This window comes from Terriglobales bacterium, from assembly GCA_035543055.1.
Lineage (GTDB): Bacteria > Acidobacteriota > Terriglobia > Terriglobales > Acidobacteriaceae > JAIQFD01.
Genome location: DATKKJ010000241.1, coordinates 1 through 10,548 on the forward strand (window position 1 = coordinate 1; position 10,548 = coordinate 10,548).

The following is a 10,548-nucleotide window of genomic DNA, read 5'->3' on the forward strand; positions in this document are numbered from 1 at the left end:
CAGGTGCGCTACATCACCCGGGCCCACGAACGCTACGAACAGCGCTCGCGGCTCTACGCGGCGGTAGTCGAGCTCTTGCGCAAGCGTAATATCCCGGTGGAAGCGGGAGGAGCATAGGGAGGGAGACCTGTGGCGAACGCAGAGTTCGACGAAGGCGATATTCTGAAGGTGGTCAAAGGATTCGCCGCCTACCTCCGCCAGCAGAAGAAGCAGTACCTTCCGTCATCGGCGCCCCTGAGTGCGGAGCAGGGAGAATCGATGGCCGGATTCTTCTGCTCTTCACTGCTCAAGAAGGTCAGGATCGTGGAGTTGCATGGAAAGCCCATGCCTGCTCTCCCCGAATCCCTGATAGCCTCGATCGCCAAGCCGGATCTTCCTCTTCCCGAGGTCGAGCATATGGATTCCCTCACCTACGGGGACCTCCTACTCTTCCGGGACACGGTTGCCGACAGGAGACTCTTCCACGCGCTGGTCCATGCGGCTCAATTCACGATGCTGGGGGTGGAACCCTACTTTGACCTCTACATCAAAGCGTTCCTGAAGAACCGAAGCTACCTGACCGTGCCTCTGGAAATGCACGCGTTTCAACTGGACACGAAGTATACAGCGGCGCCATCGACGGTCTTCAGCGTGGAAGATGACATCCGGCTCTGGTATGGCCAGGGACGCTACGGCCGGTTCTGACCAAGAAAAAAAGACGCCCTGACGGGCGTCGCTACGGTGAAGGGTTGAGGACCTACTTCGCACTCCCGGCCAGGGCCGGGGCTTCGGCGAAGGCGAACTCGGCGACCTTGGCCAGGGCAGCGGTGCCGCGGACCTCGTCGTCGAGCAGGGGAAGGATGGCGCGCACGTTGTCGAAATCGCGCCAGATCTCCTGCATGTAGCTATCCTGCATGGCGACGCGGTTCTTCACGAAGTCGGGCGAGTCGGCGCGCACCTGGTCTTTCTGGATCAGCATGTTGACGATGACTCCGCCGACCGGGATGCCGAAATCGTGGAACCAGTTGATGAAGCGCTTGATGACCGCGATGGGCAGCGCCTCGGGCAGAGTGACGAAGAAGAAGGCGGTCTGCTCCTTGTCGGTGAGCAGGTCGCGGGCATGGCTGATGCGGTCCTTGAATTTCAGCAGGTAATCCATGAGCGGGTCTTCCTGCTTCTTCTTGGTGAAGGAGAGCAGTTCGCGCAGGGTCTGGGCCTCCTCGCGCGACTTCATCATCTTGTTGACCCACAGTGAATACACCTTGCTCATGCCCAGCAGGCGGCGGGCATTGGCGGTGGGCGCGGTGTCGAAGACGTAGGCGTCATACTCGTTCTTGAACATGAGCTCGACCATGTTCTCGAACATCGCCGATTCCTCGAAGGCGGGGTTCATGGTGGCGCTCTCGACGAAAGCGTCGGCCTGGGTGGAGATCTCGGCGAACTTCAGGAACCAGCGGATCTTCTGCTTGATGTCCTGCTTGGAGCGCTCGATGGTCTCCTTGGTGTCGATCTCGTAGGCCCAGAGGTTAGGCACGCCGGTGACGTGGGTGGGCGCGCCGTACACGTTCTGGTCGAGCAGGCCGCTCAAGCTATGTACCGGGTTGGTGGAGGCCAGCAAGGTGCGCTTGCCCTGCTGGGCGAAGTGCAGGGCGGTGACCCCGGCCATGACCGTCTTGCCAACGCCGCCCTTGCCGCCGAAGAACGAGAACTTCAGCTTGGGATGTGCGGCGACGAATTCCGTGAGGTTCTGTTTGATCTCAGACATGGCTAGTGCCTCCCGTTCCCGTTGCCGTACATGATGCCGGCGAGTTTCTCGATCATGGCCAGGCCGGTGACGTCCCGCTCCAGTTCGGGGACGCGCCCGATGACCTGTTTGCCGAAGGTCTGGTCGATCTCATCCAGGTACTTGCCCTGCATCTTGACCCGGTTCTGGAGGTAGGCGGGCACCTGCTTCTGGAGGAGGTCGGTGGGCAGCACGCGGTTGACGACGTAGCCGGCGATAGGCACGTCGAACTTGGAGAAGAGCTGCGCCGCCTTCTCGGTATCGAGGATGATCATCTCTTCCGGCACTACGACGAAGAAGAACGCGGTCTTGGCTTTATCGGTGAGGATGCCGGAGGACTGGTTGATGCGGTTCTTGATGTAGGTCAGCTCGGTGAGGATGTGGTCCTCTTCGGTGACCTTCTGGCGCTTGATGCGGGCCACCATCTCCTCGTGCTCGCGCATCTCCTCGCGCAGCCTGGTGATGCGGTTGATCCACTCGTCGTAGACCTTGGCCATGGAGAGGTAGTAGAGGGCGTGGCCGAGCGGCACCAGGTCATAGATGTAGTAGTCGTAGTCGCCCCCGACCACGATGTCCACCACGGCGTCGAAGATCGCGGATTCCTCCATGGCGGGCTCGGCGGAGGCGGCCTGGATGTACTGCTCGATCTCGTCGGGCACCTGGTCCATGCCGTACATGTCGAGGATCTTCTTGCGGATCTGTCCCTGGTACTGGTGAATGTGGGAGTCGGCGTCGATCTCCTGGGCGAAGAGGTTATCCATGATCTTGACCGGCCCCTTGCCGAAGATGTCCCGCTGGAAGATGTCGCTGAGCGAGGCCTGGGGGTCGACGGAGAAGACCAGCACCTTGTGGCCCTGCTGCGCCAGCCAGAACGCGGTGGCGGCGGAGAAGGTGGTCTTCCCCAGGCCGCCTTTGCCGCCGAACATGATGTAGCGGCGGTCCTTATTTTGGTCGAACGATTCTCTCAATGACATGATGAGTCCTCTTGAGCCCGGTATGAAATGCGGTTCAGAACATGGCGTCGGCGACGTCTTTCTCGCGCAACATGCGGCGCTTCCAGGTGGCGATGTTGGGCACGACGTAGGGCAGCAGGCGCAATGAGTAGTAGGGCGGCAGGATGGGAACACCGATCAGGTCGCCCATGGTGATGAGGATGAAGAGATGCTCCATGCTGGCGCGGGTGCGCATGGCGTAACGGGACATGTCGTGCGCGCTCATGCCATAGGCGATCTCTTTGATCCTGGAGATGAAGCTCTGTTTTTCTTCGTCTGACATGGGTTCTCCTAAACACCGTGCAAATGGAACTCTTCCTTGTCCGAGAGGTCGCGCTCGCGCAGCACGCGGCGCTTCCAGCCGGCAATCTGGGGGACGACGTAGGGCAGCACGCGCAGCGAGTAGATCGGCGGGATGATGGGGACGCCGAGCATGTCGCCGAGGGTGATGAGCATGAACGCCGATTCCAGTTCGCCGCGCATCTCCAGGGCCTGACGCTCGAACTCGTAGGCGTAAAGGCCGTAGAAGAATTCGCGGATGACCTGGAGCTTGCTCAATTTTCGATCTGCCATAAAGAAGTACTCAGTACTCGGTACTCAGTACTCAGTTCAAAACCCGTGTGATTGACATCACACCTTCTGGGTCCCAGCCGATGGGATAATCCCATCGGGAACTCATAACTCGTGACGCCGCAGCTCAGCATCTTCATCGCCGTGGTCCTCCTGGTCGTGGGCTGGTTCGCCGTGGGCACCCACTTGAACGTCCGCAAGGGCGAGTCGGTGCTCAAGTGGCTGCAGGACGGCCTGCCACTGATCGGCGAGAAGGCCACGCTGCGCTGGCTGGGCTCGTCGGCGGTCGAGTTGAAGATCGAGGCGGCCAAAGCTCCGTTCCACAGCGCCCAGGTGCTGGTGCTGCTGGAACCGCGCGACGTGCCCCTGATCTGGTGGTTCTCCCGGTTGCGCGGAAGGCGCGACCTGTTCATCTTCCGCGGGGAGCTGCGCGCGAACCCGCGACGGGAGTTCGAAGCAATCAACCTCGCCTCATGGTCCGGCCGGCCGGCCCAGCATCGGGTGAAGGCCGACGGCTGGCAGGAGGTGAACGCCCCGCTGCCGCTGACGGCGTTCGCACCGCACGCCTCCACCGACCCGAGCGCGGCAGTGCGGGCCGCGTCGCTGGACGCGTGCACGCCGGTGCGGGTGGCGTTGCGCCGCAGCGAACCGAACCTCGAAGTCCAGTGGCCGCTGGAGGAGCTATGCAAGCACACGGCACGAGAAGTGATCGAGGCGATCCGTACAACCGCACAGTCGTCCTAGTCATCTCGCGGCCGAGAGCGGCCGCGCCACGTGGGCATTGCCAACTCGCACAGCCGAGGCGGCTGTCCCACACGAGCTAAGTTTTCAAAGAGCGAGAGAGGCGGGCGGGACGCCCGCCTCCGTACTCTCTACTAGTCCGCGGCGACCGCCACCTCGCGCTTGGGCGGAGCCACTTTCAGTCTCTGCCAGGCGCGGAAGGCGTCGTAGGCGATGACCAGGGCAGCCAGGAACAGCAGGGCTGCGACCACGATCATCAGTCCGGCGCCCACGCTGTTGATGAGCTGGCTCGCGATCCTCGGGTTCGACAGGATGCTGGCGTACAGGTTGTAGGCAGTCACCACGATGGCGGCCATGGTGGTCACGTACATGAACAGCATCGGCCAGAAGGCGTAGCGGGGATTCTTGCCCGACGACTTCAGCCAGATGCTGACGATGAGCAGGCTGAGCGCCGCCATCAACTGGTTGGAGGCGCCGAAGAGCTGCCAGAGGTAGATCCAGGTCCCGCTCAGCACCAGCACGAAGGTGAGGGCCATGGAGATAATGGCGGCGATGTGCGGGTTCTTGAAGCCGACCCAGGTATCGCCGAGCCACTCGCCCAGGGTCACGCGCATGACCCGGAAGACGAGTTGCACCATGGTCAGCACGATGACCACGAACACGCCGAAGCCGAGGGCCGTGCCGTAAGCCGGGGCGATGGCGCCGAAGGTGACGATGCCAAGCAGCTTGCCGACGCCGGCCGCGAATGCGCCCGCGCCCGCACCGCCGGCGATGGAGACCGCCACCAGCGAGAGCAGAGCGAGAGCATTCTCGGAGAACATGCCGCCGCCGCCCACGGGCAGCGCGTCGGTCTCATACTCGAGTTGCCGCGCGGTGCCGATGGAGCCGACCAGGGCGTGCCACCCGGAGATGGCGCCGCAGGCGATGGTCACGAACAGCATGGGCCACAGCGGCTGGATAGCGGGCAGCGCCTGGAGGATGTTGCCGGCAGCGTCCTTAGCCTGGGTCACCGGCATCAGGGTGGTGAAGACTTTGGTCTGGAAGGTGATGGCAGTCGCCATCTCGGCGTTGCCCAGCAGGGCGCGCACACCGCCGACGAGGGCTCCCAGCGCCGAGAGGCCGATGGTCAGGAAGGTTACCCAGAAGCCGATGTAGTTGGTGGGCTGGGCGAAGCGCCAGATGGGCAGCACCGTCCCCAGATAGGAGAAAGCAAAGACGAACAGGCACCAGAAGAGGAACGATGGAAGCATCTTGATGGCGCCCTTGTCCACATACTTGGGAACGATCTTGCCGTCGGGAGCGACGACCGTGGTCGCCAGGCGCGGGTCGGACCTGGTGGGGTCAACCACGGTATAGAGTGGCTGGCCGCCGGAGAGGCCGTTGATGGCGTTACCGAGCTTTTCGACCGCCGCGTTCACCGGGCCGGCGAAGACCAGCGCCGATGCTTGCTTGCCGTCGGGCGTCTGGCCCTTCACGATGTTGATGCCCCTGGCGCCCAGAGCCATGGATGCCAGCGTGACCGCCACCGCGACGAAGGTGACCAGGATCAGGTCCATCTTCCAGCGGTAGAGCATCTGGCCCATGAGCAGGCCCATGACGGCGAGCATGAAGATGCCGAAGGGAACGTCGGCGCGGGGGTCGAAGATGCCGCCCATGATGCCGACGAAGGCGCCCGCCAGCAGCAACAGGTAGAAGAAGATGAAAACGAACAGGATGATGCGGGTGCGCGGGGCGATGAGCTTGTGGGCGATGGCAGAGAGGGAATTGCCGTCGTTGCGGACCGCCACGACGATGGCAGAGTAATCGCTCGCCCATCCCAGGAAGGTCACCCCCAGCACCAGCCAGAGCAAGGCGGGCAGCCAGCCCCAGAGCATGGCGGCGGCGATGGGCCCGACGATGGGTCCGGCAGCGGCGATGGATTTGAAGTGATAGCCGTAGAGCACGTTGCGGCTGGTGGGCATGAAGTCCACGCCGTCCATGTACATGCGCGCCGGGGTGGCTTTCTTGTTGTCGGGCTGGATGACGTCGCGGTCGATCTGGCGGGCGTAGCGGGTATAGGCCAGGTAGATCATGACCGCGCCCAGCACTGCGATCACGGTGGCGTTCATGGGCTTGTGGGTCAGGGCGAAGCCACCGGCAACAAGAATGGGGATCAGCAAGAGAATGAGGATAGAAAGGCGGATATTCATCGCGAAACTCCTTCAGGCGGAAGATGAGTCCGGATGCCAGAATCCAAGTTAGCTCGGGGAGCGGCGGCCGCAGGGGCGAGAAGATGCAGCGGTTGCGGCACACACTTCCCGATTGGGGAACTATCCTCCTTGCGCAGGCGCGAGTCCGTGATGGGCATCACGATGGGTCGTGACAACGCCCGATCATTTCTGTTGTATCGACTCCAGATATTGAATGAGGCTCTTGATACGGAGGTTCACTTCCGCTTCATCTTTGGGGCTGAGCGTGCGGAAGGCGATCCCCCAAACCGGCATCTCCTTGGAGCCGTGGCCGACGATGCCGCCACCCCACTTGATCACCTGGAAGACATCTCCTTCAGGGAACCTGCCGTTCTTCTTCTTGGCCATCAGGGTCAAGTCGGGGAGCCTGCTCTTCAGGGCAGGGGCTGCGGGGCCTCCGCCTTTGCCGTCCACCCCATGACAGCTGGCGCAGTAGGCGGTGTACATGGCCTGGCCGGAGATGGCTTGGGGAGCAGGCGCTTTCACCTGCGGTGGCGCCGCCTGGACGGATGGCGGGGATTGGGCAGGGCCGGAGCAGGAAACGCAAAACAGCAGGGAAACGCAGATGAGCGGAATAAGGATGCGCATATGTGAATCTCCGCCACATCAGCATCGCGCTCTGGCGGGCAAGACTCAAGGATGGAGGTCACCAGGCGGTGTGAGCCGACGCCCCGGCCCGCGCGAGGGCGCGCGGGCTACTTTGTCGAGGGCTGCGCGACCAGGGCGACGGCGGATTGGACGTACATCAGGCGGCCGTCGCGCATGGAGGGCCGCATCCCGGTGGGCGGTCCGCCCTGCAGCTCATGCTCCAAGGCAGAACGAATCTCGCGGACGGCATCGGCCGCCGGCTGGGTGAGCGCGAGCCACTCGTCGACCTCGGCCACCAGGTCGCGGGCATCGCTGCGGAGGATGGTGAGACCAGCGTCGGTGAACAAGTGCTCGAGCTCGCGGCGGGTCAGGGCGCGGACATGCGAAGGATCGCGCAGGCGCTCCAGGCGATTGTGCTCCGCGGCGACGGCGGGGACGTCGGTCGAGATGATGTCGGTGACCGCGATCTGCCCGCCGGCGGCAGCGACCCGCTTCATCTCCGCGATCACGTCTTCGGGGTGGGGAATGTGGTGCAGGGAGAAGCGGGTCATCACGATCTTCAAGGAAGAGTCGCGAAAGGGCAGGCGCTTGGCATCGCCGCGCATGAAAGAGACATTTCGAGCGCCCTCGGAGGCTGCTGCGGTTCGCCCCATCTCCAGCATGGCAGGTGTGAGATCGAGGACGATGACACTCTGCAAGCCGCCGGCAACGGCGCGGCCCAGGAGTCCGGTGCCGCCGGCCACGTCGAGAGCGGTGCGATCGGGCCGCAATTCGATCAACGAGGCCCCCCAGCGGACCCAGTCGCGGTTGGCGACACTGGAGCCGCGCCGCTCGAAACGGTCGGCCTGCTGACTGAAGCGCTCGAGGATCTGCCGACGATTGTCCATAAGGCCAGGCGCGGCCCATCTTGGGAATCACGCCCGTAGACTTGTGCAACACTCCATGCCGGACTATGATTTCCGCCATTTTAGCGGAATCGTGGAACGATGTTTTCTTATTGAGAAGGAGGCCGCGAGGGCCCGAGACTAGTCGGAATCCCCGCGCGAGAAACGTGTCATGAGAAGAGCGGTGCGGGCGTGGCAGGCGTGGGTCCCGCATTACGGATACGTGATGGAGACAGGAAGGATCGTGCTCCAGGGCCCGAGCGAGAGGCTCCTGCACGACGATTACGTACGACAGGCGTATCTTGGCGGGCACGGCGCGACGGCGTAGAAAGCTTTGCATCTCGCAAGACGCACGACAGAGGTTCCCATGCTGAAGTACATCAAGTGGAAAGACGTCGAACTGGAGCACCTGAACCCGCAGATCGACCGGCAGATGGTCACCGGTGAAGACCTGATGCTGGCGCGCGTGCTGCTGAAGAAGGGCGCGATCGTGCCCGAGCACAGGCACATGAATGAGCAAGTGACCTATGTCCTGGAAGGGGCGCTGAAGTTCTGGATCGACGGGAAGGAGATCGTGGTGCATGCCGGCGAAGTGCTGTGCATCCCGCCGCACATGCCGCACAAGGCGCAGGCCATGGAAGACACCGTGGACCTGGACGTCTTCTATCCGCCGCGCCAGGACTGGCTCACGAAGAACGACGCGTACCTGCGCAATGCACAACCGGCCTAGCATCGAGGCGCAAGAGGAATCTCATGAAAGCTATCCGTATCCATGAATTCGGCGGTCCCGAGAAACTGAAGCTGGAACAGGTGCCGGACCCGAAGCCGGGGGCAGGCCAGGTGGTGGCGAAGGTCCACGCCGCCGGCGTGAATCCGGTCGAGACCTACATCCGCACCGGGACCTACGCGATGAAACCCAACCTGCCGTACACGCCGGGGATGGACGGCGCCGGCGAGGTCGTGAGTGTGGGAGAGGGAGCGACGCGTTTCAAGGCAGGCGACCGCGTGTACACCATCGGGAGTCTGACCGGAACCTATGCCGAGCAGGCGCTGTGCGGCGAGGCGCAGGTCTATCCGCTGCCCAAGAACGTGAGCTTTGCGCAGGGCGCGGCCATGGGGATCCCGTACGGCACCGCGTATCGCGCGCTGTTCCACAAGGCGAAGATCAGGGCGGGCGAAACGTTGCTGATCCACGGCGCCACCGGAGGCGTGGGAACGGCGGCGGTGCAATTGGCGCGGGCTCACGGCGTAACCGTCATCGCGACCGGCGGCACCGAGGAAGGGCGCAAGCTGGTGCTGAAGGAAGGCGCGCACCATGCGCTCGACCACCACGTGGCGGACATGGCCGAGCGACTGTCCAGGCTGACAGGCGGCAAAGGCGTGGATGTGATCCTGGAGATGCTCGCCAATAAGAACCTGGGCAAGGACTTGCCGATGCTGGCGAAATTCGGCCGCGTGGTGGTGGTCGGGAGCCGGGGCACGGTGGAGATCAACCCGCGGGACACCATGGTGCGCGACGCGAGCATCATCGGCATGACTCTGTTCAACGTGCCGCCGGAGGAGATGGCCAGCATCCACGCCGCGCTGGTGGCCGGGCTGGAGAACGGGACGCTGCGCCCGATCGTTGGCCAGGAGATCCCGCTGGCCGAGGCTGCGCGTGCGCATGAAGAGGTAATGAAGCCGACCGGCGCGCACGGGAAGATCGTGCTGGTGCCCTAGAAAAGCGGGTCCCTCACGGCTGAAGCCGTTCGGGATGACATTCCTCATTTCCTGTAGCGGGCTTCGTAGGCGCGGATGTCGGCCTCGTGGCGCAGGGTGAGGCCGATGTCGTCCAGTCCTTCCAGCAGGCAGAAGCGGCGAAAATCGTCGATCTCGAAGGCGGCCGAGAAACCGCTCTGGTCACGCACCTGCTTCTGCTCCAGGTCGATCTGCAAACGATAACCGTGTAGCGCGGTCGCGCGTCGAGTGAGCTCGGCGACCTTGCCCTCCCTCAAAACCACGGTCAGGATCCCGTTCTTGCCGCAGTTGTTGGCGAAGATGTCGGCGAACGACGGCGCGATGATGGTGCGGAAGCCGTAATCACCGAGCGCCCAGGGCGCGTGCTCGCGCGAGGAGCCGCAGCCGAAGTTCTTTCCCGCCACCAGGACGCTGGCGCCGGCATAGCGCGGCTGGTTGAGGACGAAATCGGCCACCGGCTGGCCATCGGTGGTGAAGCGCCAGTCATAGAACAGGAACTCGCCGAAGCCGGTGCGCTCGATCCGCTTCAGGAACTGCTTGGGGATGATCTGGTCGGTGTCCACGTTGGGGCGGGGAAGCGGCGCCACCAGTCCTTCATGCACGCGAAAAGGCTGCATCGGCCACCTCCTTGTATTCCCAGGCGCGGATGTCGGTGAAGTGTCCGGCGATGGCGGCGGCGGCCGCCATGGCGGGGCTCACGAGATGAGTGCGTCCGCCGCGACCCTGGCGCCCTTCGAAGTTGCGGTTGCTGGTAGAGGCGCAGCGCTCGCCGGGAGCGAGGATGTCGGGATTCATCCCCAGGCACATGGAACAGCCGGGCTCGCGCCACTCGAAGCCGGCCGCCAGGAAGATCTCGTGCAGGCCTTCCTTCTCGGCGTTGCGCTTGACCTCCTGGGAGCCGGGCACGACCAGGGCGCGCACCTTGGGGTGCACGCGGTATCCGCGCACCACGCCGGCGGCGGCGCGAAGGTCTTCGAGGCGCGAATTGGTGCAGGAGCCGACGAAGACGCAATCAACATGGATGTCCTCGATGGCGGTGCCCGGCG

At 63.6% G+C, this 10,548-nt stretch carries 14 protein-coding genes; 5 read left to right on the forward strand and 9 right to left on the reverse strand.

Features of this window, described 5'->3' with window-relative positions:
• Positions 1-129 precede the first annotated feature (129 nt).
• Complete coding sequence (locus VMS96_15340; GenBank protein HVP44802.1) at positions 130-684, forward strand: hypothetical protein; 555 nt, start codon at positions 130-132, stop codon at positions 682-684.
• 52 nt (positions 685-736) lie between these two features.
• Here the strand turns inward: VMS96_15340 and VMS96_15345 are convergent, their stop codons facing one another.
• The 4 genes from VMS96_15345 to VMS96_15360 are packed head-to-tail and all read right to left on the reverse strand — an operon-like array spanning position 737 to position 3,327.
• Positions 737-1,744, reverse strand: a complete 1,008-nt coding sequence (locus tag VMS96_15345) for an ArsA family ATPase (GenBank protein HVP44803.1) — start codon at positions 1,742-1,744, stop codon at positions 737-739.
• 2 nt (positions 1,745-1,746) lie between these two features.
• A complete protein-coding gene (locus tag VMS96_15350) occupies positions 1,747-2,736 on the reverse strand; it encodes a TRC40/GET3/ArsA family transport-energizing ATPase (GenBank protein HVP44804.1) in 990 nt (329 codons plus the stop codon).
• 34 nt (positions 2,737-2,770) lie between these two features.
• Complete coding sequence (locus VMS96_15355) at positions 2,771-3,037, reverse strand: hypothetical protein (GenBank protein HVP44805.1); 267 nt, start codon at positions 3,035-3,037, stop codon at positions 2,771-2,773.
• A gap of 8 nt (positions 3,038-3,045) precedes the next feature.
• A complete protein-coding gene (locus tag VMS96_15360; protein HVP44806.1) occupies positions 3,046-3,327 on the reverse strand; it encodes a hypothetical protein in 282 nt (93 codons plus the stop codon).
• Between the two features lie 111 nt (positions 3,328-3,438).
• Between VMS96_15360 and VMS96_15365 the strand changes: the two genes are divergently transcribed.
• On the forward strand, positions 3,439-4,068 hold the full coding sequence (locus tag VMS96_15365) for a hypothetical protein (GenBank protein ID HVP44807.1): 630 nt from the start codon (positions 3,439-3,441) through the stop codon (positions 4,066-4,068).
• Positions 4,069-4,199: 131 nt separating this feature from the next.
• On the opposite strand, the gene VMS96_15370 is transcribed toward VMS96_15365, so the two are convergent.
• The 3 genes from VMS96_15370 to VMS96_15380 all read right to left on the reverse strand — a co-directional run bounded on the left by VMS96_15370 (position 4,200) and on the right by VMS96_15380 (position 7,768).
• A complete protein-coding gene (locus tag VMS96_15370) occupies positions 4,200-6,254 on the reverse strand; it encodes a carbon starvation CstA family protein (protein HVP44808.1) in 2,055 nt (684 codons plus the stop codon).
• A 183-nt stretch (positions 6,255-6,437) separates the two neighbouring features.
• The gene (locus VMS96_15375) at positions 6,438-6,881 is read right to left on the reverse strand and encodes a cytochrome c (protein HVP44809.1); all 444 of its coding nucleotides are present in this window, start codon (positions 6,879-6,881) and stop codon (positions 6,438-6,440) included.
• A gap of 107 nt (positions 6,882-6,988) precedes the next feature.
• Positions 6,989-7,768, reverse strand: a complete 780-nt coding sequence (locus VMS96_15380; GenBank protein HVP44810.1) for a methyltransferase domain-containing protein — start codon at positions 7,766-7,768, stop codon at positions 6,989-6,991.
• Between the two features lie 169 nt (positions 7,769-7,937).
• On the opposite strand from VMS96_15380, the gene VMS96_15385 reads away from it, so the two are divergent.
• From VMS96_15385 to VMS96_15395, 3 genes are read left to right on the forward strand one after another with little or no spacing between them, the layout of a single operon-like run.
• On the forward strand, positions 7,938-8,093 hold the full coding sequence (locus VMS96_15385) for a hypothetical protein (protein HVP44811.1): 156 nt from the start codon (positions 7,938-7,940) through the stop codon (positions 8,091-8,093).
• Positions 8,094-8,132: 39 nt separating this feature from the next.
• Entirely contained in the window at positions 8,133-8,495 is a 363-nt protein-coding gene (locus VMS96_15390) for a cupin domain-containing protein (GenBank protein ID HVP44812.1), read from the forward strand.
• Positions 8,496-8,518: 23 nt separating this feature from the next.
• The gene (locus tag VMS96_15395) at positions 8,519-9,484 is read left to right on the forward strand and encodes an NADPH:quinone reductase (GenBank protein HVP44813.1); all 966 of its coding nucleotides are present in this window, start codon (positions 8,519-8,521) and stop codon (positions 9,482-9,484) included.
• Between the two features lie 44 nt (positions 9,485-9,528).
• Here the strand turns inward: VMS96_15395 and leuD are convergent, their stop codons facing one another.
• Complete coding sequence (gene leuD / locus VMS96_15400) at positions 9,529-10,119, reverse strand: 3-isopropylmalate dehydratase small subunit (protein ID HVP44814.1); 591 nt, start codon at positions 10,117-10,119, stop codon at positions 9,529-9,531.
• Positions 10,097-10,548, reverse strand: a 452-nt coding sequence (locus VMS96_15405) for an aconitase family protein (protein ID HVP44815.1), incomplete at its 5' end; no start/stop codon positions are given. The genes VMS96_15405 and leuD, both read right to left, overlap by 23 nt.